The organism is Serratia odorifera, assembly GCF_041448735.1.
In the GTDB taxonomy this organism is placed as follows: Bacteria; Pseudomonadota; Gammaproteobacteria; order Enterobacterales; family Enterobacteriaceae; genus Serratia_F; species Serratia_F odorifera.
In genome coordinates, this window is record NZ_JBGMUT010000007.1 from 75,375 (window position 1) to 100,779 (window position 25,405).

23 protein-coding genes are annotated in these 25,405 nt (G+C 56.6%); 12 read left to right on the forward strand and 11 right to left on the reverse strand.

The annotated features are described in order from the left end of the window. Positions 1-26 precede the first annotated feature (26 nt). Complete coding sequence (locus tag ACCC84_RS17025; RefSeq protein ID WP_004959688.1) at positions 27-983, forward strand: AEC family transporter; 957 nt, start codon at positions 27-29, stop codon at positions 981-983. Between the two features lie 13 nt (positions 984-996). Further along, positions 997-1,221: a zinc ribbon domain-containing protein gene (locus ACCC84_RS17030; protein ID WP_004959690.1), complete on the forward strand. Its 225-nt coding sequence runs from the start codon at positions 997-999 to the stop codon at positions 1,219-1,221. A 32-nt stretch (positions 1,222-1,253) separates the two neighbouring features. Here the strand turns inward: ACCC84_RS17030 and ACCC84_RS17035 are convergent, their stop codons facing one another. The 3 genes from ACCC84_RS17035 to ACCC84_RS17045 are packed head-to-tail and all read right to left on the reverse strand — an operon-like array spanning position 1,254 to position 3,765. Next, entirely contained in the window at positions 1,254-1,595 is a 342-nt protein-coding gene (locus ACCC84_RS17035; protein ID WP_004959694.1) for a protealysin inhibitor emfourin, read from the reverse strand. Continuing rightward, positions 1,595-2,623, reverse strand: coding sequence for a M4 family metallopeptidase (locus tag ACCC84_RS17040; protein WP_004959697.1), 1,029 nt, complete (start codon positions 2,621-2,623; stop codon positions 1,595-1,597). Before ACCC84_RS17040 ends, ACCC84_RS17035 begins: the two co-directional genes overlap by 1 nt. A 59-nt stretch (positions 2,624-2,682) precedes the next feature. Then, a complete protein-coding gene (locus ACCC84_RS17045; protein WP_039991840.1) occupies positions 2,683-3,765 on the reverse strand; it encodes a LacI family DNA-binding transcriptional regulator in 1,083 nt (360 codons plus the stop codon). 344 nt (positions 3,766-4,109) lie between these two features. On the opposite strand from ACCC84_RS17045, the gene ACCC84_RS17050 reads away from it, so the two are divergent. Next, entirely contained in the window at positions 4,110-5,417 is a 1,308-nt protein-coding gene (locus ACCC84_RS17050) for an MFS transporter (protein ID WP_004959702.1), read from the forward strand. Positions 5,418-5,429: 12 nt separating this feature from the next. After that, a complete protein-coding gene (locus tag ACCC84_RS17055; RefSeq protein WP_004959704.1) occupies positions 5,430-7,793 on the forward strand; it encodes a glycoside hydrolase family 31 protein in 2,364 nt (787 codons plus the stop codon). 32 nt (positions 7,794-7,825) lie between these two features. On the opposite strand, the gene xseA is transcribed toward ACCC84_RS17055, so the two are convergent. Then, positions 7,826-9,202 carry an exodeoxyribonuclease VII large subunit gene (xseA, locus tag ACCC84_RS17060; protein ID WP_039992607.1) on the reverse strand — a complete coding sequence of 459 codons (1,377 nt, stop codon included), beginning with the start codon at positions 9,200-9,202 and terminating at the stop codon, positions 7,826-7,828. A 169-nt stretch (positions 9,203-9,371) separates the two neighbouring features. On the opposite strand from xseA, the gene guaB reads away from it, so the two are divergent. From guaB to ACCC84_RS17075, 3 genes are all read left to right on the forward strand, one after another. Next, positions 9,372-10,835 carry an IMP dehydrogenase gene (guaB, locus tag ACCC84_RS17065; protein WP_039991841.1) on the forward strand — a complete coding sequence of 488 codons (1,464 nt, stop codon included), beginning with the start codon at positions 9,372-9,374 and terminating at the stop codon, positions 10,833-10,835. 100 nt (positions 10,836-10,935) lie between these two features. Next, entirely contained in the window at positions 10,936-12,513 is a 1,578-nt protein-coding gene (gene guaA, locus ACCC84_RS17070) for a glutamine-hydrolyzing GMP synthase (RefSeq protein WP_004959712.1), read from the forward strand. A gap of 309 nt (positions 12,514-12,822) precedes the next feature. Continuing rightward, complete coding sequence (locus ACCC84_RS17075) at positions 12,823-14,031, forward strand: tyrosine-type recombinase/integrase (protein ID WP_135769545.1); 1,209 nt, start codon at positions 12,823-12,825, stop codon at positions 14,029-14,031. Positions 14,032-14,052: 21 nt separating this feature from the next. Here the strand turns inward: ACCC84_RS17075 and ACCC84_RS17080 are convergent, their stop codons facing one another. Continuing rightward, on the reverse strand, positions 14,053-15,042 hold the full coding sequence (locus ACCC84_RS17080) for a LuxR family transcriptional regulator (protein WP_371902083.1): 990 nt from the start codon (positions 15,040-15,042) through the stop codon (positions 14,053-14,055). Positions 15,043-15,123: 81 nt separating this feature from the next. Here ACCC84_RS17080 and ACCC84_RS17085 point away from each other — a divergent pair, with 81 nt between their 5' ends. Continuing rightward, complete coding sequence (locus tag ACCC84_RS17085) at positions 15,124-15,333, forward strand: helix-turn-helix transcriptional regulator (protein ID WP_126531671.1); 210 nt, start codon at positions 15,124-15,126, stop codon at positions 15,331-15,333. Positions 15,334-15,557: 224 nt separating this feature from the next. Then, complete coding sequence (locus tag ACCC84_RS17090; RefSeq protein ID WP_443096496.1) at positions 15,558-16,463, forward strand: replication initiator protein A; 906 nt, start codon at positions 15,558-15,560, stop codon at positions 16,461-16,463. Between the two features lie 923 nt (positions 16,464-17,386). Here ACCC84_RS17090 and ACCC84_RS17095 read toward each other — a convergent pair. The 6 genes from ACCC84_RS17095 to ACCC84_RS17120 all read right to left on the reverse strand — a co-directional run bounded on the left by ACCC84_RS17095 (position 17,387) and on the right by ACCC84_RS17120 (position 21,095). Further along, the gene (locus tag ACCC84_RS17095; RefSeq protein WP_371902084.1) at positions 17,387-17,695 is read right to left on the reverse strand and encodes a hypothetical protein; all 309 of its coding nucleotides are present in this window, start codon (positions 17,693-17,695) and stop codon (positions 17,387-17,389) included. After that, positions 17,692-17,865: a hypothetical protein gene (locus ACCC84_RS17100; protein ID WP_371902085.1), complete on the reverse strand. Its 174-nt coding sequence runs from the start codon at positions 17,863-17,865 to the stop codon at positions 17,692-17,694. The genes ACCC84_RS17095 and ACCC84_RS17100 overlap by 4 nt, the downstream gene beginning before the upstream one ends. Then, positions 17,862-19,409 (reverse strand): P-type conjugative transfer protein TrbL, encoded by a 1,548-nt coding sequence (gene trbL / locus ACCC84_RS17105; protein ID WP_371902086.1) that lies wholly within the window; start codon positions 19,407-19,409, stop codon positions 17,862-17,864. The genes ACCC84_RS17100 and trbL overlap by 4 nt, the downstream gene beginning before the upstream one ends. A 190-nt stretch (positions 19,410-19,599) precedes the next feature. Continuing rightward, positions 19,600-20,391, reverse strand: a complete 792-nt coding sequence (gene trbJ, locus ACCC84_RS17110; RefSeq protein ID WP_371902087.1) for a P-type conjugative transfer protein TrbJ — start codon at positions 20,389-20,391, stop codon at positions 19,600-19,602. A 267-nt stretch (positions 20,392-20,658) separates the two neighbouring features. Further along, on the reverse strand, positions 20,659-20,883 hold the full coding sequence (locus ACCC84_RS17115) for a hypothetical protein (RefSeq protein ID WP_000844753.1): 225 nt from the start codon (positions 20,881-20,883) through the stop codon (positions 20,659-20,661). A gap of 2 nt (positions 20,884-20,885) precedes the next feature. Continuing rightward, entirely contained in the window at positions 20,886-21,095 is a 210-nt protein-coding gene (locus tag ACCC84_RS17120) for a TraC family protein (RefSeq protein ID WP_016943285.1), read from the reverse strand. 675 nt (positions 21,096-21,770) lie between these two features. On the opposite strand from ACCC84_RS17120, the gene ACCC84_RS17125 reads away from it, so the two are divergent. The 3 genes from ACCC84_RS17125 to ACCC84_RS17135 all read left to right on the forward strand — a co-directional run bounded on the left by ACCC84_RS17125 (position 21,771) and on the right by ACCC84_RS17135 (position 25,241). Further along, the gene (locus ACCC84_RS17125; protein WP_371902088.1) at positions 21,771-22,151 is read left to right on the forward strand and encodes a plasmid mobilization protein; all 381 of its coding nucleotides are present in this window, start codon (positions 21,771-21,773) and stop codon (positions 22,149-22,151) included. After that, entirely contained in the window at positions 22,148-24,100 is a 1,953-nt protein-coding gene (gene traI / locus ACCC84_RS17130; protein WP_371902090.1) for a TraI/MobA(P) family conjugative relaxase, read from the forward strand. The genes ACCC84_RS17125 and traI overlap by 4 nt, the downstream gene beginning before the upstream one ends. Before the next feature lie 133 nt (positions 24,101-24,233). After that, complete coding sequence (locus tag ACCC84_RS17135; RefSeq protein WP_029392364.1) at positions 24,234-25,241, forward strand: PIN domain-containing protein; 1,008 nt, start codon at positions 24,234-24,236, stop codon at positions 25,239-25,241. The last annotated feature ends 164 nt before the right edge of the window (positions 25,242-25,405 follow it).

The following is a 25,405-nucleotide window of genomic DNA, read 5'->3' on the forward strand; positions in this document are numbered from 1 at the left end:
TTATCGCGTCAGTTTGAAGGAACACCATGTCCTGGGAAACCTGGAGTTTTGCGTTTAACGTCACCGTACCCAATTTATTGATGATGCTGCTGGGTGTTTTACTACGCCACTGGCGCTTGATGGACGATCGCCTGATCGACGGCGCCAGCAGGCTGGTATTCAACCTGGCGCTGCCATGCCTGCTGTTTTTCAGCATTGCGACCAACCATCCGCAAATCCTGGCCAACCTGTCATTGGTGCTGTACGGCGCGATCGGCACCGTCGCCACCTTCCTGCTGTTGGAAATTGCCGCGATCTGGCTGGTGAAGGAGCCACGCGAACGCGGAGTATTCGTGCAGGGCGGTTTTCGCGCCAATACTGCGATTGTCGGACTGGCCTACGCGATGACCGCCTACGGCGACCAAGGCGTGGCGCTCGGCTCGCTGTATCTGACGGTGACGGTGATCCTGTTCAACGTGCTGTCGGTAGTGACCCTGACGCGCAGTTTGCAAGGCGGGCCGGACAAGAAAATCAGCCATTTCGCCCTGCTGCGCGGCATTGTCACCAACCCGTTGATTATCGGCCTGCTGTGTGGCCTGGCCTATGCACAAACCGGGCTTGGCATTCCCCATGTGATTACCCAGACCGGCAGCTATATCTCCGGGCTGTCGCTGCCGTTGGCGTTGCTGTGCACCGGTGCCAGCCTCGATCTGCGCGCCATGTTCCGCTCCTCCAACGTTGCGGCGCTGGCGTCGTCGGCCAAACTGTTTGTGGTGCCGATGCTGATGACCTTCGGTGGCTGGTTATGCGGCTTCCAGGGGGCGGCGCTGGGGATTATCTTCCTGTTTTCCGCCACCCCGACCGCGTCCGGCAGCTATGTCATGACGCGCGCCATGGGTGGCAATGCCACGCTGGCGGCGAACATTATTGCCATTACCACCGTCGGATCCTTCTTCACCACCGCGTTGGGGATCTATTTTTTACGCTCATGGGGCGTGATTTAATCGGGAGTACACCATGGACGCATATTGCCCACAATGCAGTCAGCCAATGAGCTGGATCAATGGTCACTTTCATTGCGATGCCTGCAACAGCAACTATCAGCCGTTGGCCAATTGTCCGGACTGCGGTCAACCGCTACAAACCTTGCAGGCCTGTGGCGCGGTGGATTACTTCTGCCAGCATGGCCACGGGTTGATATCCAAAAAGCGCGTGCGGTTCAGCTATATCCCGCTGGATTGACACCGTCGCCGCGTTGCCTGCGCGCTGCGCGTTTACTGATCCACCTGACCGGTCTTCCACAGATCGATTAGCGCCTGTGGCGCGCTGCTTTCCGGGATCAGCAGCACGATTTCGCTGCTGCTATTCTGGCTGTAGTAATTGATCTGCACGCGGAAATAACGTTGATCGCCGCAGCCGGGCGAATCTGGCTGACCGGCTTCCTGGGCATAGGGCAACGTCTGCTTGAGCAGTTGATCCAGACGCTGGCGCTGCGCCGGCGGAATATCTGCCAGCGCGATGCGCCGCGGCCCCGCCAGCTTTGGAATGAAGGCGAAACCGCCTTCGCGCGCCAGCTCAATGACGCTGTCCTGATCGAGGGTCGGCAGCGGTCGCATCACGCCACCCCGACCTGTTGCCAGGCCTGTTGTACCTTATCCGCAACCTGCTGACTGAAGCGTTGCCGGGCGTGTTTGACGGTGAGAGCGGCAAAGGTGGCGAAGTCGGCATTTTGCGGCAGCGTCTTATCACACACTGTGTGGTACCAGATAACGCCGGCCTGTTCCCAGGAATGGCCACCCAGCGCGGTTGCCGCCAGATAGAACGCGCGGTTGGGAATGCCCGAATTGAGATGAACGCCGCCGTTATCCTCTTTGGTTTCAATATAGTCGCGCATGCTGGCTGGCTGCGGATCCTTGCCGAGCAACGGATCGTCATAGGCGCTGCCGGGCGCCGACATCGATCGCAGACCCTTGCCATTGATGCCCTTGGCCAGCAGCCCTTCGCCGATCAGCCAGTCGGCCCGATCGGCGGTCTGTTGCAGCCGGAACTGCTTGACCATGGCACCGAACACGTCGGACAGGGATTCATTCAGCGCTCCCGCCTGTTGGAAATAGATTAACCCGGCTTCGCTTTCGGTGACGCCGTGCGCCAACTCATGGGCAACCACGTCAATGGCGATGGTGAAACGGTTAAAGATCTCGCCATCGCCGTCGCCAAATACCATCTGTTGGCCATTCCAGAAGGCGTTCTGATATTCATTACCGTAATGTACGCTGCCGGTCAGCACCATACCCTGGTTATCCAGCGAGTTGCGCTTGAAGGCCTGCCAGAAGAAATCATAGGTTACACCCAGATAGTCGTAGGCTTCATCCACCGCCACGTCGTGATTGGATGGCTGCCCCTCTTTGCGCACCGCTTTGCCGGGCAACTGGTTACCATGCTGGGCATCATAAATGTCGCGAATCACTTCACCGCCGGTGGCGGTTTTGGCGCTGGGCGCGCGCAGCGGCATATTGCCGAGCAGGCTCTGTACGTGATGCAGGGTATGCAGCGCACAGTCACGCTGCGGGGGGCTGCCGTGCTCTACGATGCGTTTCAGGATATACGGTGGGATAACCGTGCGGGCAGATCGGGTAAACGGCATAGTGGCTCTCCTTGGGCAAAACAACCCTGATGGATAGAGACTCTCGTATCAAGTGTAGCTCACTGGTCATAAAGCCGATGATTGTGGGTGCTCACTGCCGGCGTTACCCTGTGCGGGCTCAGGCGTTTGACCGACTCGCGCACCGCCAACTGGCCGTGCAGCAACAGATTGCACGGCGGCGCATCCGCACGCAGCATTCGCCGTTGCAGTAGCTGAATCGCCTCGGTGCCCAATTCGTCACGCGGCACATGCACCGAGGTTAGCGGCACGTCATGGATTTCGGCCAGGTTAAAACCGTCGGTGCTCATCACGGAAACATCTCCCGGCACGCTGAAACCCAATTTTTGCAGGGCGTTGACGGCGCCAACCGCCATGTAATCGCCGCCGGCCAGAATGGCGCTCGGTAACTGATTGCGGTCGCGGAGTCGCGAGATAAAGGTAGTGAGCGCCTGCTCCGCTTCTTCGCTGCCAAAGCCGGAGGTGGCGATCAGATGACGGCGTTCGTCGAACGGCTGGTGATGTCGTGCATAGGCCTGGCGGATGCCGGCCAGCCGCAGCTCCATGGTATGGCGACGCAGGCACTGCATATTGAGGATCTGGCTGTGGCCCTGCTGGAACAGATAATTGGCAGAAAATTCGCCGATCAGCTGATGATCGGGGGAAACGCTGTCGAGCCGCATGGTACGGTCGGTGCAGTTGATCAACACGCAGGGCTTGTGCAGATCGGCGGCCAGCGAATGGATATGCTCATCATCGATGCCAATCAGCAGCGCCGCCTGGGTATGGCCATCGCTCATTTTTTCCAGAAACAGTGCGCCGTCACTGTGGTTTTCTTCCAGCCCGCAGTAGCGAATGCGCACCTCATGCTCCGTTAGTGCCGCGATGATTCCCTGAATGACCTTGTAGTAAAAGATGTCGGTGCGTACGTCGAACGCGCGCTGCGGCGCAAACACCATCACGTTGTTGAGCATCAGCCGCCCACTGGAAATGCCTTGCAGGATGCCATTGCGTTGCGCGCAGGCCAAAACCTGCTCGCGCGCTGCCGCACTGGTGTTGGCTTTCCCTGCCAGTACGCGTGAAACCGTACTGATTGAAAGTCCGGTTTGGCGGGCAATTTCCTGCACTTTCAATTTTCCGTTCATTTTGTGATCTCGTTCAAATCTCGTGATGAAAAAATTTTCACAACGTTGGATTGCCGCTGTGAGTGGGTTAATTAAGTACCGCGGCATGTTTTTCCCACTGTATGGGAATTTTTGCAAAAAACCACGTTTCTCTCTGCCAGGTCGCTCGCTAGTCTGTTTTGGTACACCAATTTAACTGAGTTATCAGTCCAATTGGCAGGAAAAATTCACCCTAACACAGGCTTTATTCCCAGGATTGTTGTAGCAGCGCGGCGGGCGTCATTAGCGGCTGTTAATCCCTCCGAAAAACAAATGTACCCACTATAAGGCGCTTGTTTTCACGGCAATCGCCACGGAGCAGAGAGATGAGTGTTGAAATTAACCAAAACGTCGCGCACGGCGCACGACGCAAATTCAAGGCATTGCGCTGGTGGATGCTGGCGCTGTTCCTGCTGGGCGTTACGGTAAACTACATTACCCGCAATTCGCTTGGCATTTTGGCACCAGAGCTGAAAACCAGTCTGAACATGACCACCGAGCAGTATTCCTGGGTGGTGGCGTCGTTCCAATTGGCCTATACGGTGTTCCAGCCGATCTGCGGCTGGCTGATTGACGTGATTGGGCTGAAGATGGGCTTTCTGATTTGCGCCAGCGTCTGGGCGGTGGTGTGCATGCTGCATGCTGGCGCCGGCAGTTGGTTGCAACTGGCGATCCTGCGCTTCTTTATGGGCAGCGCCGAAGCCGCCGCTACGCCAGCCAACGCCAAGGCGATTTCCGAATGGTTTCCGAAAAAGGAGCGTCCGATTGCCGCCGGTTGGGCCGGAGTCGGCTTTTCCATTGGCGCCATGCTGGCACCGCCGATCATCGTTATTGCTCACGTTTCCTTTGGCTGGCAGGGGGCATTCCTGTTTTCCGGCATTCTGGCGATGGCCTGGGTGGTGCTGTGGTGGCTGTTCTATCATGAGCCGCAGCAGCACCCGAACCTGAGCCAGCAGGAACTGGCGCTGATCCGCGAAGACAATGAGCCGGAGCTGCCCAAGCTGCCATTCTTTAAATCCCTCGCCATTCTGTGCAAGAACAAGAAATTTTACGGCATTGCCATTCCGGCGTTTCTGGCCGAACCGGCCTGGGCGGTATTCAGCTTCTGGGTTCCGCTGTATCTGGCGACCGAACGCGGCATGGATCTCAAGCAGATCGCGATGTTCGCCTGGCTGCCGTTCCTGGCGGCAGACATCGGCAGCGTGGCCAGCGGTTACCTCACCACCCTGTACCGCAAATGGTTTGGCTGTACGCGCGTTAACTCGGTAGTGGCCAGTTCGGTTACCGGGGCCTTCATGATGTTGTCGCTGGCCTTTGTGGCGATCACCAAAGATCCCTATCTGGCGATCCTGCTGATTTCGATCGGCGGTTTCGGTCATCAGGTGATCTCCTGCATGTTGAGTGCGCTGGTGGTGGAGTCGTTCGACAAAAACCAGATGGCGACGGTCAACGGCATGCGCGGTTCCAGCGCCTGGATCGCCAGCTTCCTGTTCACGCTGTTGATTGGCGCAGTGTCCGACACCGTCGGCTTCAGTCCGCTGTTCGTGGCGATGGGCTTCTTTGATCTGATCGGCGCGGTGTTCCTGGTGGCGTTGATCGCCGAACGCGGCAAGAAAAAACCTCTTAATCAGTAATTACGGATACTTATGAAAACGTTAAAAAACTGGGTGCTGGTAGGACAATACGCTGACCGCATCGAACTGCGGGTGGATGAACGCCATCTGTTTTGCCTGTACGTACTGGAAAATGGCCTGTTCCGAGTGTTGGTGAAGCGTAACGGTGAACTGGCGCTCGACCGTACCTGGAGCATCGCGCCGGAAAACGACGTGCCGTGGCAGGGGCGTGATAGGCAGAGCGTGGAGGGGTTTAGCCTGCCGGGTTATCAGTTGCAGCAGTGGGACGATCGGCTGACGCTGTCGACCGGCTCGCTGCGCGTGACCGTGCACCAACCGCTGTGGCTGGAATGGGAGTATTGCGATACCGCAGGGCAATGGCAGCCGTTGGCGGCGGATCGCCCAACCAGCGCCTATATGCTCAATCCACAGGGTGATGGCGTGGCACACTATCAGCGGCGTTTGGCCGGCGACCGTTATTATGGGTTGGGTGAAAAGGCCGGCGATCTGGAACGCAGCGGTCGCCGTTTCGAAATGCGCAATCTCGATGCCATGGGCTATAACGCCGCCAGTACCGATCCGCTGTATAAGCACATTCCGTTTACCATTACCCGGCGGCAAGAGGTCAGTTTTGGCCTGTTTTACGACAATCTGAGCAGTTGCTGGCTGGATCTGGGCAATGAAATCGATAACTACCATCTGGCCTACCGTCGCTATCAGGCCGAAGCGGGCGATCTGGATTATTACCTGTTCCTCGGGCCGCAGGTATTGGACGTCACCAAGGCATTTGTGCGGCTGACCGGCAAGACGCTTTTCGGACCTAAATGGAGCCTGGGTTACAGCGGCTCGACCATGCATTACACCGATGCGCCGGATGCGCAAGTGCAACTGCAACAGTTTATTCAGCTGTGCCAACAGCATGATATTGCATGCGATTCGTTCCAGCTCTCCTCCGGCTATACCTCGATTGGTAACAAACGTTATGTCTTCAACTGGAACTACGACAAGGTGCCGCAGCCGCAGCAACTGAGCCAGGCGTTTCACCACGCCGGACTGAAGCTGGCGGCCAATATCAAGCCGTGCCTGTTGCAGGACCATCCACAGTATGCGGCGGTGGCGGAGCAGGGGTTGTTCATTCGCGACTCGCAAAGCGATGCGCCGGAACGTTCGAGCTTTTGGGACGACGAAGGATCGCACCTTGATTTCACCAACCCGGCGACGGTGCGCTGGTGGCAGCAGGGCGTGACGCAGCAACTGCTGGAAATGGGCATTGATTCGACCTGGAACGACAACAACGAGTACGAAGTATGGGATGGCGAGGCGCGCTGCCATGGTTTTGGTCGGCCGATCGCCATCAAGCATATCCGGCCGGTGATGCCGTTGCTGATGATGCGCGCGTCAATGGAAGCCCAGCGGCAATTTGCGCCAGGCATGCGGCCGTACCTGATTTCCCGCTCCGGTTGCGCCGGCATGCAGCGCTACGTGCAGACCTGGAGCGGCGACAATCGCACCAACTGGCAGACTCTGCGTTATAACACCCGTATGGGACTGGGCATGAGCCTGTCGGGATTGTACAACGTCGGTCATGACGTCGGCGGCTTCTCCGGCGACAAGCCGGACGCCGAGCTGTTTGTGCGCTGGGTACAAAACGGCGTAATGCATCCGCGTTTTACCATTCATTCGTGGAATGATGATGCCACGGTAAACGAACCGTGGATGTACCCGGCGGTGACGCCGACCATCCGCGACGCCATCAACCTGCGTTATCGTCTGATGCCCTATTTTTACACCCTGCTATGGCAGGCCAGCGTCGATGATGAACCGATGCTGCGGCCGACGTTCCTCGATCATGAACAGGATCCACACACCTGGCATGAAAACGACGACTTCCTGATCGGCCGCGATCTGCTGGTGGCCAGCGTGGTGGAGCCGGGGCAGCGGCAACGCACGGTGTATCTGCCGGACAACGGCGAAGGCTGGTACTGTTTCTACAGCGGCCAATGGTTCGGCGGCGGGCAGAGCATCGTGCTGGACGCGCCGCTGGAGCGTCTGCCGTTGCTGGCGCGCGCCGGGAGCGCCATTCCGCTATCGCAGCGTCTGGCTCACGTCGACGTGGCGGCAGACGATCGGCGTGAACTGAAGCTGTTTCCGCTGATGCACGGCGAATGTTCGGGTCTGCTGTTTGAAGACGATGGAGTGAGCGATGGCTGGCAGCAGGGTAACGCGCTGTGGCTGCGTTGGCAGATGCGCTGTACCACCAGCCGCATCGATCTTGCCATCAGCACCGAGGGGCGTTTCCGGCCGGCATGGCAGCAGTTGGCGGTGACGTTGCCGGCAAGCGAACTGCGCCAACTGTGGATCAACGGCGAGCCGGCGGCGGTATTCAAGCTGGGGTGAGGGGTAGAGGGCGCGTCAAGCGCCCAAATAGACTAGTCGGCCGCGCGTTTCTTGCGTGGCTTTTTCGCTTTGGTGACGGTTTTCACTTCGCTTTCGACCCAGCCATCCTGCAAACGGGTTTTTAGCATTTCGCCGACCTGCGTTTGTTGGGTGGTTTTCAGCACCTCGCCGCGCGGGGTTTGTGTCACGCTGTAGCCGCGCGCCAGCGTCGCCAGTGGGCTGACCGCTTCCAACTGGCTGCAGGCAACGCCAAAACGCTGACGATAGGCATTGAGCTGGCGTTCCAGCGCCTGCTGCAAGCGGTATTCCTGCTGCTGTACCCGCTGCTGATAACGGTGGATGCGGCCCAGCGGCTGCGTTTGCGCCAGCCGTTGCTGGGCACGTTCGCTGCGGCGCGAAGACAGCCGCAGCTGATGCTGCATGCCATCTTCCAACCGGCGTTGCAGTTTCAGCAACAGCGTTTGCTGCCGCGCCAGACGCAGATGCGGATGCTGTTGCTGCAAACGGTGGTTGATACGGCTGAACTGCTGCTGACGCTGCGCCAGATAGTAATCCATCGCCATTTCCAGACGCTGCTGCTGTGATTGCAGCTGACGCAACAGCTCCAGCTGATTGCGACTGACCAGCTCCGCCGCCGCGGAGGGGGTCGGCGCGCGCAGGTCGGCGACAAAATCGGCGATGGTGACGTCGGTTTCATGGCCGACGGCGCTGACAATCGGAATGCGGCTGGCGAAAATCGCCCGCGCCACCCGTTCGTCGTTAAAACTCCACAGATCTTCCAGTGAACCGCCGCCGCGGCCGACGATCAGCACATCGCATTCGTCGCGACGGTTAGCGGTTTCTATCGCCCGCACGATGTTCAACGGTGCTTCCGCCCCCTGTACCGGCGTCGGGTAGATGACAATCGGCAATGACGGATCGCGCCGCTGCAGTACCTGCAGAATATCGTGCAGTGCGGCACCGCTGGAGGAGGTGATCACCCCAACCCGGCGAGCCGGGCTCGGCAACGGCTGTTTGAATTGCTGATCGAACAGTCCTTCGGCAGACAAACGCTGTTTAAGCTGATCGAACTGCTGTTGCAGCAGACCATCACCGGCCGGCTGCATGCTTTCGGCAATCAGTTGGTAATCGCCGCGCGGTTCATACAGCGTGATGCTGGCGCGAACCAGCACCTGCTGGCCGTTTTGTGGACGAAAGGTGGTGCGGCGATTGGCGTTACGGAACATCGCACAGCGAACCTGGGCGCGATCGTCCTTCAAGGTAAAATACCAGTGGCCGGAAGAGGGTTGGGAGAGGTTCGAGATCTCGGCCGAGAGCCAAATATGCCCCATTTCCATTTCCAGCAGTTGTCGAACCGTCTGATTGAGGCGGCTTACGGTAAAAATGGACGGAGAGGTAGGTAGTGACATGTGACCCAGATCAAATTCCAAAACAACCACTTAATTGGTCGATACTACATGCCTCAAACAGGTAATCAAGAGTTTTTGTAAGAAAGTGCTGGAGGCAACCGATTACGCTCTGTATAATGCCGCGGCAATATTTTATCTTTTCCGCATCCACCCTGGTGAGATATTGCCCATGCTACGTATCGCTAAAGAAGCTCTGACGTTTGACGACGTTCTCCTGGTTCCAGCCCACTCCACGGTTCTGCCTAACACTGCAGAATTAGGCACTCAGCTGACCAAAACTATCCGCCTGAATATCCCTATGCTGTCCGCAGCGATGGATACCGTCACCGAATCCGGCCTGGCCATCGCGCTGGCGCAGGAAGGCGGCCTCGGCTTCATTCACAAAAACATGTCCATTGAGCGTCAGGCTGAAGAAGTCAGCCGCGTGAAGAAACATGAAAGCGGCGTAGTCACTGACCCGCAGACCGTTACCCCATCCACCACGCTGCAAGAAGTCAAAGAGCTGACCGCTCGTAACGGCTTTGCCGGCTATCCGGTGGTGACCGAAGACAACGAACTGGTCGGTATCATTACCGGCCGTGACGTTCGCTTCGTAACCGACCTCAACCAGCCAGTCACCGCCGTGATGACGCCGAAAGACCGTCTGGTAACGGTCAAGGAAGGCGAAGCGCGAGAAGTCGTGCTGCAAAAAATGCACGAAAAACGCGTTGAGAAAGCGCTGGTGGTGGACGACAGTTTCCATCTGCTCGGCATGATCACCGTCAAGGACTTCCAGAAGGCAGAGCGCAAGCCTAACGCCTGTAAAGACGAACACGGCCGCCTGCGTGTAGGCGCTGCGGTTGGCGCCGGTGCCGGCAACGAAGCGCGTATTGATGCGCTGGTGGCCGCAGGCGTTGACGTACTGCTGATCGACTCCTCCCATGGCCATTCCGAAGGCGTGTTACAGCGTATTCGTGAAACCCGTGCCAAATACCCGGATCTGCAGATCGTTGGCGGCAACGTGGCGACCGCAGCCGGTGCCAAAGCGCTGGTAGAAGCCGGCGTCAGCGCGGTGAAAGTGGGGATTGGCCCTGGCTCCATCTGTACTACCCGTATCGTCACCGGCGTGGGCGTGCCGCAGATCACCGCAATTTCTGACGCGGTAGAAGCGCTGGAAGGCACCGGTATTCCGGTTATCGCCGACGGCGGTATCCGTTTCTCCGGCGATATCGCCAAAGCCATCGCCGCGGGTGCTTCCTGCGTCATGGTGGGGTCGATGCTGGCCGGTACCGAAGAATCGCCGGGCGAAATCGAACTGTATCAGGGACGTTCGTTCAAGTCCTACCGTGGTATGGGCTCGCTGGGCGCGATGTCCAAAGGCTCTTCGGACCGTTACTTCCAGACCGACAACGCGGCGGACAAACTGGTGCCGGAAGGGATCGAAGGCCGCGTGGCCTACAAAGGCATGCTGAAAGCCATCGTACACCAGCAAATGGGCGGCCTGCGCTCCTGCATGGGGTTGACCGGCTGCGCCACCATCGACGAACTGCGTACCAAAGCGGAATTCGTGCGCATCAGCGGTGCCGGTATTCAGGAAAGCCATGTGCATGACGTGACCATTACCAAAGAGTCACCGAACTACCGTATGGGTTGATTCCACAGGCTGGCCCGGCATCACGCCGGGCCTCGCCGATGGCTATCGCCCTGACGATTTAGATTTTCTCCTTTTTCTCTGTTGCTGGAATTCGCCTCACATGACACAAAATATCCATAAGCATCGCATTCTTATTCTGGACTTCGGTTCGCAGTACACCCAATTGGTGGCTCGCCGCGTACGTGAAATCGGCGTTTACTGTGAGCTGTGGGCCTGGGACGTGACGGAAGAGCAGATCCGCGAATTCAATCCAAGCGGCATCATTCTGTCCGGTGGTCCGGAAAGCACCACCGAGCTGAACAGCCCGCGCGCGCCAGAATACGTGTTCACCGCCGGTGTACCGGTGCTGGGCGTGTGCTACGGCATGCAAACCATGGCGATGCAGCTGGGCGGCCACGTGCAAGGCTCCAGCGAGCGCGAGTTCGGCTATGCGCAGGTGGAAGTGACCACCCAGAGCGCCCTGATCCGTGATATCGAAGATGCCGTTAGCGCCAGCGGCAAGCCGCTGCTGGATGTATGGATGAGCCATGGCGACAAAGTGACTGCCATTCCGGCCGACTTTGTTACCGTTGCCAGCACCGATACCTGTCCGTTCGCCATTATGGCCAACGAAGAAAAACGTTTTTACGGCGTGCAGTTCCACCCGGAAGTGACGCACACCCGCCAGGGCCAGCGGATGCTGGAGCGCTTCGTGCTGGACATCTGTGGTTGTGAAGCGCTGTGGACGCCGGCCACCATCATCGAAGACGCGGTAGCGCGTATCCGTGAGCAGGTGGGCGAAGACCACGTGATCCTCGGCCTGTCCGGCGGTGTAGACTCCTCGGTGACCGCGATGCTGCTGCACCGCGCCATTGGCAAGCGCCTGACCTGCGTGTTCGTTGATAACGGCCTGCTGCGCCTGAACGAAGCCGATCAGGTGCTGGAAATGTTCGGCGATCATTTCGGTCTGAACATCGTGCATGTGCCTGCCGAAGAGCGCTTCCTGAGCGCGCTGGCCGGCGTGGATGAGCCGGAAGCCAAGCGCAAGATCATTGGCCGGGTATTCGTCGAAGTATTCGACGAAGAAGCCTGCAAGCAGAGCGAAGTGAAGTGGCTGGCGCAAGGCACCATCTACCCGGATGTGATCGAATCCGCCGCCTCGGCCACCGGCAAGGCGCACGTGATCAAATCGCACCACAACGTGGGTGGCCTGCCAAAAGAGATGAAGCTGGGCCTGGTCGAGCCGCTGAAAGAACTGTTCAAGGACGAAGTACGCAAGATCGGTCTGGAGCTGGGTCTGCCGTACGACATGCTGTACCGTCACCCGTTCCCGGGGCCGGGCCTGGGCGTGCGCGTGCTGGGCGAAGTGAAGAAAGAGTACTGCGACCTGCTGCGCCGTGCCGACGCGATCTTTATCGAAGAGCTGCACAAAGCCGATCTGTACAACAAGGTCAGCCAGGCGTTCACCGTGTTCCTGCCGGTGCGTTCCGTTGGCGTGATGGGCGACGGCCGCAAGTATGACTGGGTAGTGTCGCTGCGTGCGGTAGAAACCATCGACTTTATGACCGCGCATTGGGCACACCTGCCGTACGAGTTCCTCGGCCGCGTTTCCAACCGCATCATCAACGAAGTCGACGGTATTTCTCGCGTGGTGTACGACATCAGCGGCAAGCCACCGGCGACCATCGAGTGGGAATGATCATAGGCCTCGCGCATCCTCGCGCATCTTCGTATTAAATCGCTCTTAAGCCCGCGTAATTGCGGGCTTTTTTGCTTTTTGGTGTCGCATATCCTCGCACCATTCTCGCGTAGCCAAGCACCGTATTTCTACGGTATGGTAGATGGTATGATTTGAACCTGATGCCATGTTCGGCATTCAATACCATGGTGCTCCTGACGAGCTGTTCATGGTATTGAAGGTGTGTAACGCATTGATTTATATGAAATATATAGGGAAAATGCGAGGATTTTTGAGCATGGTATTTTTGAGTGGAGACCCAACCCGACCATGCTGACTGATACCAAGCTGCGCAACCTCAAGCCAAAGGACAAGCTCTACAAAGTGAATGACCGTGACGGCCTCTACGTGGCCATCACGCCAGCGGGTTCGATTTCATTCCGCTACAACTACTCGATCCACGGCAGGCAGGAGACAATCACCTTCGGCCGCTACGGTATCGGAGGGATTACGCTAGCGGAAGCCCGCGAACGGCTGGGCGAAGCCAAGAAGATGATCGCCGCAGGGAAATCTCCAGCCAAAGAGAAGGCGCGGGACAAAGCCCGCGTTAAGGACGCTGAAAACTTTGGTGCTTGGGGCGAAAAGTGGCTGCGCGGCTATCAAATGGCTGATGTTACCCGCGATATGCGTCGAGCTACCTTCGAGCGCGAGCTTAAGCCGAAGTTCGGTAACCAGAAGCTGACAGAAATCACCCATGAGGATTTACGGGCGCTCACAGATGCGATTGTGGAGCGCGGGGCACCGGCAACGGCCGTGCTTTGCCGCGAAATTGTGATGCAGGTCTTCCGTTGGGCTATAGAACGCGGCCAGAAGGTTGAGAACCCGGCCGATTTGGTGCGCCCGTCGACTATTGCAAAGTTTGAGCCGCGAGATCGAGCACTGACGCCCGATGAAATCGGCTTGATGTACCAGTACATGGAGCGCATTGGCACCACACCTTCGATCCGCGCAGCCGCCAAGTTGCTGTTGCTTACGATGGTACGCAAAAGCGAACTGACCAACGCAACGTGGAGCGAAATCAATTTCACCGAAGCGCTCTGGACAATCCCCAAGGAGCGGATGAAACGCCGCAATCCCCATTTGGTGTTTCTTTCTAGGCAGGCGCTCGACATTTTCATAGCTCTGAAAATCTTCGCGGGCGGCTCGGAGTACGTGCTGCCGTCGCGCTATGACTCGGACTTGCCGATGAGCAGCGCCACGCTCAATCAGGTGCTGACGTTGACCTATCGTCTGGCTCAGAAGGAAGGGCAGTCGCTTGGAAAGTTCGGACCGCACGACTTGCGGCGTACAGCCAGCACGCTGCTGCATGAGGCAGGCTATAACACTGACTGGATCGAGAAGTGCCTTGCGCACGAACAGAAGGGCGTTCGTGCCGTCTACAACAAGGCCGAGTACCGCGATCAGCGCCGGGCAATGCTACAGGATTGGGCGGACATGATTGACGAATGGACGCTCAGGAAGCGCAGGATAACAGAGTGATTTTGGTAAGATGATAATTGGTCATTCTAGTTGACGAAAGAGATAGGATGGAAAGCCGCTTAATGTCGGAAGTTCGCGGAACGGCGCGGGGGTCGAGGTAAGAGCCTTGGATACGGCTTGGCGACTGATCCGCAGCATCCTAGAAATCTCGGACTGACTCACGCCATACCGCTGAAGCAGCACGATTCTCTTTTTCTGATCTGTGAATTTCATGTCCGCCATCCGCCTTGCGTGATGGCGCAATTCTGGTTCGTCAGCTGGTTGAAGGCCGTATTTGCGGACATAGTGATAGACGTAGCTGTCTATGAGTGGGTCGCCGGAAGTTGCCAAAGGCGTTCGGAGATTCGCGGATTGAAGGCTAAGCCTGCTTAGTTCGAGATCGAACTGCGCCACGGATCGTTTCGCTTGACTGTATGCGGGGTTCCACGCGCCATCCGGCAATTTGGGTCGATGGGCAGCACAGTACAGGTTGCTCAGTCGCAGTTGATCATCTGGACCGCGCTGCCCGTTCCCACCCGCGAATGAAGCCAGCTCCGCAAGCTCGCCGCAAAATCGGCAGAATCCCTGTACGCGTTGACTATTCAGTCCGCGCACGTCTCTTTTTTTTGGTTGTTTGCGCTTACTTGCCCATACCAACTCCATCATCGTTTCGAGCGTTGCGATAAATTGTTGGTCTCTTTCGGTCTGTTTGTCCTCCGTCAGAACAAACGCTCGTATCAACTGGCGCTGTAACCGAACCATCGCATCGGTCCCCACCAATTGCATGATCTCGCTAAAGCGGACGCCTGTTCCGGCTCCGGGTATGTGCCCAAGATAGCGCGAGGGAAGCATTGCCGAATATGCGGCTACGGCGGGGTCAATGAGTTCTTCAATCAGCCGCCCGATGGGGTAACGCTTGGCTGACTCGGAGTAGGACTCCCAGCGATTCTCAAATTGCTTGATGGCGTCTGCAATGGTTGGATCACATCCTTCCCAGACGGTAATGGTTGAACTTTTTTTCATGTCAACCATTATAGCCAATCATTCCCTCGAAGCAAACCGTATATCCACGCATATTCAGGCACAGGTTGAAGTGACTGAAGAGGCCAAGGTATGCACCCAAAAAACACAACGCTAATCGACAAGAAAGCATTGCTGGCAATGATTCCGCTGGCAGAGCGGGCGATCGACAGACTTGAAAAAGAAGGCCAATTCCCTCGCCGCATGGCGCTTACCAACTACAAGGTTGCGTGGGATTTGGCCGAGGTCGAGGCGTGGATTGAATCGCGCAGAGGCGGCAAAGCCCATCGGCCGGGGAACTGAATTGTGGCGGCCAACTTGCAGGCGACATTTACGAATAGACCGCTTGTTCTGGACTTAATACGGCTCTGGTTGGGCCGCGCATGAGTAGCCGAAACAGCGGTCTTAAGCCCATAGGCGCGGTAATAGGCGATTCTGGCGGGCTACTGGAACGCCTTGAAAATATCAGGAAGCGGAACAGTGACCGAACTGCTGCTGAACGCGGTAGACCGTCTAACGTCTCGACCGTGCATGAACAGATGGAAAGGGCAAAAGAGCGGGACAAAGCGTTGTCACTTGTCCGCGAGCCTCCACAAGGCGACGCCCAGACAGATTTTTTTGTGCCCAGCCTTTATGACGTGGGCGGCCGCGACAATCGCAGCGTCATGGATGTGGCCGTGTTCCGTTTGTCCAAGAAGGACAAGCGAGCCGGAGAACTGATCCGCTACGACCTGAAGGATGGATATGTAGAGGTTTCCGCAGGGGCGCACGGGATGGCCTCAGTGTGGGACTACGATATTGTTCTAATGATGGTTTCTCACTTAAACGAAGCTATGAACCGCTATCGAGAAGGAAAGGGCGACAAGCCGGGGAGAGTGTTCCGACCGCATGTCAGTGACATTCTCAAATTCACCCGGCGCGGTGACGGAAGTCGTCAGGTTGAAGAGGTGGAGCATGCGTTAGACCGGCTGCGAGGTACGACCATCAAGACCGTGCGTGAGCACGGCAAATTTCGCACTACCGAAGCAGAGGGCCTTATTGCGCGTTATCGTGTTCTGTCGCGCACGGACACCAAGAAGATAGCAACCGTCGAAATCGAGGCTCCGGAGTGGATTTATCGGGAAGTGGTAGAGGGGAAGCAGCCGGACGTGCTGACTGTCCACCCGGATTACTTCCTGATCGAGCCGGGAATCGGTCGCTTCCTGTACCGGCTTGCACGTCGTGCTGCGGGCAAGAACACGGCCAAATGGGCGTTCAAGACCATTTACGAGCGCAGCGGCAGCGGAGGGACTCTCAAGAAATTCTCGCAAAACCTGCGGCGCATCATCGAAGCCAACGACCTGCCTGAGTACCACTTGCGAGAGGAAATTGGCCAAAGTGGACCGCAGCTCATCATGACGCTCCGCCCCGATCTGCCGTCAGGCGGTACCTAATAGACGGTGACCGAGATCACAAAAGGCCCCATTTGCGGGCCTTTTGCCGTTTGATTGCCGGACAAGGAGTGAATCAGTTCGCCATCCTGTGGATACGCCGTCTAATAGGTACCGATCACCGTCTATTAGGTACCTTCTGACCGTCTATTAGGTACCAATCACCGTCTATTAGGTACCGGGTTGTTTTGTAAGTCTATGTTTTTAAATTGAAAAATGGCTTTATTTTTTCCTAAAACTTCTTTTAAAACCATATATAAAACTGTTTAAAACCCGTTTGCCTGTGGATAACTCGAACCGAAAATTCGGTTTCACGGTCCAGACACGGGCACCCCTGCGGGGTTCCCCGCCCGCATGAAATGCGTTCGCTATGCTCACAAGTTTAGCTTGAGGTGACGGCTTGCCGTCGCCGACGTGGTTAGCTCCGTGGATTACCCACCGCCCCATTTGCACCTGGTCAGACCCAAAAAGGGCAAAGAACGATCAGGCACCAAAAAAGGGCAGGGCAACGCCAAGATCGGCTAATGAGCTGTAAACACGTCGCAAATTGGCCCTGTATGACCCAAACACGAGTTTTTTTACCGCTGCCTATGGGAGGGTGGTGCCAAGACCGAAAAATCCAGTAGAGCGCGACACGGGATGTTTTGGCGGTGTGTAATAGACGGAGCTGCGAGACAGGCCATGCAGGCCCATACATCAAGGCCATGTCAGCAGAGGACGGTCGCCACGCTGCAAAACCGCTGTCAGGCTTCGCAGGACTCGCAGAGAGGCGATTTCAGGGGGAGGGGAGAATAGTGTAGCTGTGAGGTCTGAAAACCGCTCAGAGCGCACTACAGCCCCAGCAGGCGCAGGCGACGGCCCGCAGGCCGGGCTGCTTGCCTTTTGGTGCCCATAAAAAAGCCCTGCACTTGGCAGGGCGGGCGGGATCATTTGCGGCGCTGCTGGCGCTCCCTTAGTGCTTGTTCCGACATGATGGCCATGCGCAGTTGCTCTATCAGCACCACCTGATGTTTGCTTCCGAACAGCGGCAGGCGGTTGATGGACTGCGCTGCCCCAAACAAGCCATTAGCAGCCTTAAGGCGATAACGATTCATGCGTTGTTCTCGTGGTTCCAGCCACCGCGCAAACGCATCGAGTTGCGGCCCATAGCCCCGTGAGCGCAGGTATTCGCGCAGGAAGTACATGCCGAAGGCGACAGCGAAGGCCACCACACAGAAAATCAGATATTCAATCATTGATCGGTCTCCGGTGCATTGGCCGCCTTGGCAGCAGTTGATTGTGTTTCATCGTTCTTGCGGTTTCCTGCCGCTGCCAGCGCGTCAGCCTTGGCCGTTGCTTCCGCTGACATGCCGGGCACCTTCATGCGAGCAAGGGTGCCGGGAATTGGTTTGCTATAGGGGTTCATGCCTCACCTTCCTGTTTCGGGTTGTTGGATTTCTCCGCGCCGGTCGGCTGTGCCGGGGCGGCGGACGGTTCTTGTGCTGGACGAATAACGTTGGTTTCTTCCGCAACATCTGCGGATACACCGCTGTTAGGTGGGCGTTTTTCGTCACCCTCATCGCCGTCAGGTATTTGCGGCGGGGTGCCGCCGCCCATACTCGCCGCACCTTCCATGCCCGGCACAGAGATAGCGGCGAGCGTCCCGAGGCCGCGGGTGGCCGCACTAGCCAAGTTGTTAGCGCCTGAGGCCGCTTTTTTCAGTGTTTGCGCCGCCTGCTGCGGCCCACTGAGACCACTGCTGCGCGGAGTGTCGATCGGGCTGTTGATGCCGCTACCTGACAGCGATTTGCCCGCCTGCGAGCCACCGACGCGAGAACCGGCCGACTGAGCGGCTGTGCTACCGCCCGTTGCCGTTCCTGTGGTTGCCGTACTGTTCATGGACGGCATGGCAGACGGTGCGGGGTTCTGCTGGCCACCGGCCATACTCGCATTGATGCTTTCGGCCAATCCACTTCCAGCGCCACCACCAGAACCGCCGCCTAACGCACCCGCAGCGCCACCGGCTGCATTTGCGCCGCCTGACATCATGGAACCCACTGCCAAGCCGCCGACGGCGGCCGTAGCAGCCATTGCCATACCACCGATCGCCGCACCGCCGCCCATCGATGAGCCGGTGATCATGCCCGCAATCAGCTCCGGGATAGAGCGAGACAGGTAGGCGCACACCAATGACAGACCCAGTAAGGTTAGCGTTGATCCAATATCACCTTGGTAGTGAGCGAACCATTCCTTTGATACCGTCACGATCAGACCGACAATCAACGTCAGAATGAACAGCTTGGCACCAACGGCCACGGCATAGCGAAGTGGAGCAATTGCGAAATCCCGCGTCCACGACGAACCGCCAAAGCCGACGAACAGCACGGCCGCATTAATCAGCACGTAAGACTCGACAAGCGTCACGAACATAAATGCGGCGATGAACGCGAAACACAGCAGAATGATGATGCCCGAAATAGCAATGACAATCGCAGTTTCGGGAGAGAAAAGAGAAATGCTGGATAGCACTTTCTCTGATAGTTCCACAGCAGTGGCGAACATATCGCCGGGCATCAGTTCTTTGGCAAACCCCGAAGCATGTGCCCCTGCTTCACGGAAGCTGTTCACGATAGCCGTGCTCCACTCCGTGGAGTACGTCAGCAAGGCGAGGAAAAAGCCTATCGTCATGACGAACTTGATCAGCTCGCGGAACATTTCTCCTACTTCCGCACTTTGCCAAAGCAAGTTGCCGAACGTCCAAACGAACTGAATCCCAGCGAGCAGGAACAACAAATTTCGGGCATACCCTTGTAACTTTGGCCCCCACTCGCTGGATTTCTCCAGAATCATATCCAAGAGGCTTTGCATTGAAGTGTCGCTCTGCCCCAAATCGACACCGGCGGCCGAGGCGCTTCCGGCTGTCAGAAGCAGGCCGATAATGATGCAATTCAGCATTAGTGAACGCTGCATAATCAGTACCCCTTAGCGCCGCCGCGTGTGCTTTGGCCGCTCCAGAATTTTGCGTCTGCCTCTTTCGGGGTCTGGGGTGTCGTTACCGCGCAATCATTGCCCGCGTAGACAATCACACCAGTCAAAACGGCCCCACCAAGAGCGGAACCGAGGCACAGCATCAAAAGGAAGATCTTAGAAATCGTCATAATCAGTACCCTTTAGCGCCGCCGCGTGTGCTTTGGCCGCCCCAGAAATGTTCATCAGCGGCGTTCTTCACGGCCTCCTGCTCGGTTTGCTTGGCCATGTAGTTGCCTTGCAGGGTGATTTGCGTGGCCACCAGATCGCGCAGTTTCTGGAGCTGCTGCACGTTCTGCGCCGCAATCTCGTTCCCGGCTTGAATGGCCTGCTGACGGCCAACGGCCGACTGCGAACGGCTCACCAACTGATCCAGCATCGCGTTCTCATCCTCGAATGTGCTGGTATTTACCCCAGCGGCCTGCATGGCCGTGCGGGCGTTATCGAAGCCGGATTGTGCCCAGTCCCGATAACGCTGCGGCATGTTGTTTTGCCCTTGGCCAATCGAGTTCAGATAGCTGTCATAGCCCTTGAACTGCTGGCGAAACTGTTCGTCCAGATTGCTGATGTTGCGGCCGAGCGACTGCGCCGAGTTGTAGACGCTGGCCACGCGCTGAAGGTCGCCAGTGATGGTGTTGAACATGCGGCTGGGCAGTGACATGCCCTGCTTAATCATGTTGTCGTACTGCTGGATCTGCGTCTGCAACTGCTGCGCGGTGTTCAGTTGCGTATTCACCGCTTCGGCGTACTCGTACATCTGCTGATAGAACGTCGAGCAGTTCGAGCAATAGATGGCATAGGCCGGAGCCGGTGCCATGTAGAGACTTACACCGAGGCCTGCGCTTGCCATTGCCAGAGCGAGCGCCACGCCTCGACCGAATTTGCGGGCGGCATAAGCCGACGTTTTTTGCGATTCCATTTCCATACCGAATACCTCATTTTGTCATCGTCCGAGGTTTGATTATTGACCGATATGGAGCGGTTTTAAATATGCGGATAATCTTGTATCCGCATAGAATTCAATGGCTTATGTCCGTAAACTGTCCGTCAATCTTCACGAGATTGTTTCTCAACACTATGATTTTGATCGCGTTTTTCATGACGAGCGTAACGGGTTTTGCTGTTCGTTTTGATACGTTTTGCGGATAAAAAAGCCCACCGAAGTGAGCTTTTGATTAGGCGGTGCGCGGCGTCAGTGGGCCGCGTAATAGGGATTCTGTACTCGATAGAGGTCACGCTCTGTTTCAGGGATGTGCAACGTTTCAAGGTGCCACTCTTCGAGTAAAGAAGCCAGCTCGGCCGCAATGCGCTGGGCTTCCATAACGCTCTTGCTAGGCCGCCCACTGGCTCGACCGAGGCAGGCTTGCAGTTCGTTGAGTTGATTGGCCAATGCGCTGATGCGGTGAGCTGTCTTCATGATCAATTCCCCTTGCTGATCCTTTCCACGATTTTGTCGAATTCCTCCCGGACTTGATCGTCCGTAAGCTCAAGATTAACCAATCCTGACTTTATTGCAATTCTTCCGATTCTTTCGGCTGCCTCATTGTCAAGTTTTGCCAGCCTTGCTTTTGCCGTTTCAAGCTCCGAAAGCGCATCAGCTCGCCGCTCTGAAAGTGTCTTTCTGGCCAATTTATCTACTCCTCTTTGGTGCCATTTTGGCTTTACGCCGTTGAATGTAATTGCATTCTAGCGACCGACTACAGGTTTAACCATATCGGGAACATCAGCTTTTGCGAGGCCTATAAGACGCCACAACTGGCTGGCTCTGCTTGATGTACCGTGTGACGTATTTCGTGAACTGGGTGTATCCAATATCGAGCCGATCCTCGAACGTCTCAAAAATCCAAGTCAATGGCACGCCACGTTCGTGCTCCCTTCGTACATCCTCAAGAACTGCTACGAACGATGCACGACCACGACGCGGAGCGTGACGTTTTGCATCTTGATTTTGATGGTCGCTCATCTCCGTTCTCCGTTATCTCGCTTCTGTTCCGAATAGTGTATCTGCCAGAGAAAAATAGGGCAATTTTGGGAAATTCTTTTCGGTCACAAGGCAACTTTAGGCAACTTTAGTAAACTGAAGGCAATTCAAGGAAAATCAACGCGACTGTCATCAGTAAATCTGGCAATTAGTATTAAATTGCCTAAGATTGCACTGAGCAGTACGGCAAGATGTGTGTTGTACCGGTACGGGCAAGCCCGCACCAGTCCAACACCGCCCCTTACTCACCTGCGGTTCGACGGCATCTTGCTCTGCGAGGCTGTCAGTCGCTCCGCGATATTTACACCAAAGAGGAAAGGCTTATGGCCGGTGAAAATGCGATTGAGGCTATCAAGCCGCATTCGCGTGGGACACGTCCACGGCGGGAGCGAATTGAGGTTTGGGTCAGCATTGATGAGAAAAAAGAGTTAGCCAAAAGGGCCGATCAGGCGGGATTGTCGAATGCCGCTTTCCTTCGCGCTGTTGGGCTGAATCTGCCTATAGGTTCACGGGCCGATTTGGAAGCTGTCCGCCAGTTGGCAAAGGTGAATGGCGACCTAGGCCGGGTGGCCGGATTGCTGAAATTGTGGCTCGCTGAGAAACGCGGTCAGGGCGCGCGACCGATTGACGTAGAAGCGATGATGATGGATTTCCGCGCAATCCAAGAGGACATGCGGGCGCTCATGGGGAGGATTTCCAAATGATCGCACATCGCATCAACCGTGAACGCAAGGCCTCAAGCCCAGCCCGGTTAATCAAGTATATGGTGGCGGCCAAGGGCGGCATTGACCCGACGAGCTGGGAGCGCACGGCCGATTACATTCTGGATTCCGCCAATGGCACGACCGAGGGCGAGAAGGTCGCCAGCTACCGCGTTACCAACTGCGGTACGGATGATCCGGCAGATGCCGCAATCTTGATCCAAGCCACGCAAGCGGCTAACACCAGGTCGAAGGCGGAAAAGACCTACCACTTTGTCTATTCCTTCCCGCCCGGCGAGCAGCCAGACCTTGAGACGCTGCACGCCATCGAAGACGAACTATGCGCTGCCATCGGCCTCGATGAGCACCAGCGTGTATCAGCGGTTCATATCGACACCGATAACCTGCATGTGCATGTGGCCATCAACAAGGTTCACCCGACCGGGTTACAGAACATTGAACCCTATTACGATCAGTTCCGCCTGATGGAGGCCTGTGAGCGTCTTGAGGTAGAGCATGGCTTGCAAAGAACGTTTCATGGTCTGGAGGCAAAGCAGCGGCATCAGAACCGCGACATTGAGCTGTTGCCAGCGAAAGCCCCAGAGCAGCGCGACAGCCTATTCCGGGAACACCTTAGAAACGCTTACGACCTCAGCATATCGAAGCCTCCTGAAGCCAAAACCCTGAACGGGTTGCGCAAGCTGTCCGATACCCGTCTACAGAGACAGTCAGCAGATAAAGCGGAGCCAGTCCGCATCGGCGCGAAGGTGGCCAGCGTGGAGGCGCAGTCCGGCATCGAGACGCTGACCGGGTACGCGGCCCGCGAGCTGGCCCCGGCGATGCGACAGGCGACGAGCTGGCAGGAGCTGCACGACGCAGCGGCCGAACACGGCCTAGAGGTTCGCCAGCGCGGCGCTGGCCTTGTCATCGGCGAGCCAGATTCAGGCATTTGGGCGAAGGCCAGCAACGTCGGCCGCGACCTTTCCATGAAGGCCCTAACTGACCGTCTTGGCCCGTTCCAGCCTTCCGAACGGCAGGCCGAGGCGAAGGCGAACCGCAAGCGGTACGAGCCACGACCCCGGCGGCCGGATAACCCGACGACAGCGGGCCTGTTCAACCAGTACCAGCGCGAGCGACAGGCGGCCATTCTGGCCCGCCGTCAGGGCCTCGACCAGATCAAGCACGATAGTGCGGCTTTCAATGCGCAGGTTAAGCAGTGGAGCCAGACAGAGCGAATGCTTTTGAAGGTCGCGGGCAAGGGGCCGACCAAACGCCTGATGTACGGCACTATCAAACAGCAGGCCGACGCCTCGCGCCAAAAGAACCGGCAGAGCGCAGACGCTCGCCGTCAGGCGCTGTTCAAACAGACGACGATGCCGACTTGGGCCGACTGGCTGACGCAGCAGGCCGAGCGCGGCAACGCCGAGGCGCTGGCCGTGCTGCGCGACCGCGAGGAACGGACACGCCGCTGGAACGGGGAGCTACTGACCGCCGACCGGGCCGACAAGGCCAAGGCTGTTGTTCTCGACAAGCTCAAGCCCAAGGCCCGGAAAGACGGGACGATGGCGTACAGCACCATCGACGGCGGCATGGTGATCGACCGGAAGACGCACGTTCAGGCGCAGAAAGCCACGACCGGCGCGGCACTGGTTGCGCTCGAACTGGCGTCCAAGCGGTTCGAGGGCCAAGCCCTCATCGTGGAAGGCACAGACGAGTTCCGGCTTGAAGTCGCCCAGCTCGCCGGTATGCACGGCCTTAAGGTCACGTTCACCGATCCGGCGATGGAGCGTATGCGCCGCGAGACGGCCGAGCATAAGGAAATGGAGAGGGCCTTTCAGACCGAGGTATACGCTCCGAAGGACACCAAAAAGGGAGAGGCGAGCGATATGCCAGGCGTGGCCCCACAGCGTAGGCAGATGCAACCGAAGGACCGCTCTAATGGACTGATATAGCTGAAAACATCGTTCAATGACTCGTCAGAAAGTAGGTTGTCCTGCGTTTATTGGCACTGTTCTATGCTGACGAGGCATTATCCCATAAAGTGTATGGGTTGAATCTTGGAAAGAATAATTAGTAGGAGCTTTAATGCATCTAATAATGCTCGATACATGTGTTTGGCTTGATATTTCGTCTCAAAAAGCTGAATTGCCGATGCTTACTGCCATAGAACATCTGGTGCAGGATGGGAGTATCAAAATACTACTGCCCGATCTGATACGTGCCGAGTACGAACGAAATAAAGATAGGGTGATTGAGGCTACGCGAAAACGGCTCGCCAGTGAATTTCGAGTAATTAAAGGGGTGGTTGAGTCGTTTGGCGGTGAAGGTAAAGAGACTGCGCTCAAAACCTTGGATGATGTTAATCACAGGCTGCCTATTCTTTCCGAAGTAAATCAAAACACAGTAAATCGTGTTACCAAACTTTTTGACATGGCCCACGAAGTTGTAATCTCTGATGTCGCAAAAATCAGAGCAGCAGAGCGGGCTATCGCTAAGAAGGCACCGTTCCATAAGCAGAAGAATAGTGTTGCTGACGCAGTGTTAGCAGAGACTTTCCAAGAGTTTCGGGTGTCACACGCAAGTGAGTACGAAACCTTTAGATTTGTCACTCATAATGTCACGGATTTTTCCGGCAAAGACCACAGGCAGCCACACGACGATTTCGCAGATATTTTTGACGGCAGCAGCTCTTTATTCTTTAACGCCACAAGCTCTGCCATCGAGGATTTGCTCGATCTTGAAGAATTTCACTATGAGAATAGCTTTGCTTGGGAGGACGAAACTCGTGGGCTTCAGGAAATCATGTCTGCGATGGACGAGTTGTTCGATAAAGTTTGGTACAACCGCCATATGAACATGATGTATCACCTAGATAATGGTGACATAGAGGTCGTCCCCGCTGGCACAAAACGCTACGGCAATGATGTGATTCACGAAGATATCCTCGGCCAAGCAGAAATTGCAGCTCAACGGGTCAGGGATAAATATGAAGATACTGGGCCTTGGAGCGACTTTGAATGGGGGATGCTCAATGGGAAGCTCTCTGCCCTGCGATGGGTCTTGGGTGATGAGTGGGACATGCTCGACACGTAAGTAAGGATGATATCGCTTCTTATCTATCCCAATGCAAATCCAATTGAGAGCGTGAGTGTCCCGATATGAGAGCGTGAGTGTCCCGATATTTTATGTCGATAGCCGTATATCCAGCGATTTCATTTGTCAGATGTTCGATTGGATTGTGCAATCCAATCGAACAT

What these genes read in the sequence shown, in the direction of transcription:
- ACCC84_RS17025 (WP_004959688.1), top strand. Translation starts at nt 27, where the DNA reads ATGTCCTGGGAAACCTGGAGTTTTGCGTTTAACGTCACCGTACCCAAT.
- ACCC84_RS17030 (WP_004959690.1), top strand. Translation starts at nt 997, where the DNA reads ATGGACGCATATTGCCCACAATGCAGTCAGCCAATGAGCTGGATCAAT.
- ACCC84_RS17035 (WP_004959694.1), bottom strand. Translation starts at nt 1,595, where the DNA reads ATGCGACCGCTGCCGACCCTCGATCAGGACAGCGTCATTGAGCTGGCG.
- ACCC84_RS17040 (WP_004959697.1), bottom strand. Translation starts at nt 2,623, where the DNA reads ATGCCGTTTACCCGATCTGCCCGCACGGTTATCCCACCGTATATCCTG.
- ACCC84_RS17045 (WP_039991840.1), bottom strand. Translation starts at nt 3,765, where the DNA reads ATGAACGGAAAATTGAAAGTGCAGGAAATTGCCCGCCAAACCGGACTT.
- ACCC84_RS17050 (WP_004959702.1), top strand. Translation starts at nt 4,110, where the DNA reads ATGAGTGTTGAAATTAACCAAAACGTCGCGCACGGCGCACGACGCAAA.
- ACCC84_RS17055 (WP_004959704.1), top strand. Translation starts at nt 5,430, where the DNA reads ATGAAAACGTTAAAAAACTGGGTGCTGGTAGGACAATACGCTGACCGC.
- xseA (WP_039992607.1), bottom strand. Translation starts at nt 9,202, where the DNA reads ATGTCACTACCTACCTCTCCGTCCATTTTTACCGTAAGCCGCCTCAAT.
- guaB (WP_039991841.1), top strand. Translation starts at nt 9,372, where the DNA reads ATGCTACGTATCGCTAAAGAAGCTCTGACGTTTGACGACGTTCTCCTG.
- guaA (WP_004959712.1), top strand. Translation starts at nt 10,936, where the DNA reads ATGACACAAAATATCCATAAGCATCGCATTCTTATTCTGGACTTCGGT.
- ACCC84_RS17075 (WP_135769545.1), top strand. Translation starts at nt 12,823, where the DNA reads ATGCTGACTGATACCAAGCTGCGCAACCTCAAGCCAAAGGACAAGCTC.
- ACCC84_RS17080 (WP_371902083.1), bottom strand. Translation starts at nt 15,042, where the DNA reads ATGGTTGACATGAAAAAAAGTTCAACCATTACCGTCTGGGAAGGATGT.
- ACCC84_RS17085 (WP_126531671.1), top strand. Translation starts at nt 15,124, where the DNA reads ATGCACCCAAAAAACACAACGCTAATCGACAAGAAAGCATTGCTGGCA.
- ACCC84_RS17095 (WP_371902084.1), bottom strand. Translation starts at nt 17,695, where the DNA reads ATGATTGAATATCTGATTTTCTGTGTGGTGGCCTTCGCTGTCGCCTTC.
- ACCC84_RS17100 (WP_371902085.1), bottom strand. Translation starts at nt 17,865, where the DNA reads ATGAACCCCTATAGCAAACCAATTCCCGGCACCCTTGCTCGCATGAAG.
- trbL (WP_371902086.1), bottom strand. Translation starts at nt 19,409, where the DNA reads ATGCAGCGTTCACTAATGCTGAATTGCATCATTATCGGCCTGCTTCTG.
- trbJ (WP_371902087.1), bottom strand. Translation starts at nt 20,391, where the DNA reads ATGGAAATGGAATCGCAAAAAACGTCGGCTTATGCCGCCCGCAAATTC.
- ACCC84_RS17115 (WP_000844753.1), bottom strand. Translation starts at nt 20,883, where the DNA reads ATGAAGACAGCTCACCGCATCAGCGCATTGGCCAATCAACTCAACGAA.
- ACCC84_RS17125 (WP_371902088.1), top strand. Translation starts at nt 21,771, where the DNA reads ATGGCCGGTGAAAATGCGATTGAGGCTATCAAGCCGCATTCGCGTGGG.
- traI (WP_371902090.1), top strand. Translation starts at nt 22,148, where the DNA reads ATGATCGCACATCGCATCAACCGTGAACGCAAGGCCTCAAGCCCAGCC.
- ACCC84_RS17135 (WP_029392364.1), top strand. Translation starts at nt 24,234, where the DNA reads ATGCATCTAATAATGCTCGATACATGTGTTTGGCTTGATATTTCGTCT.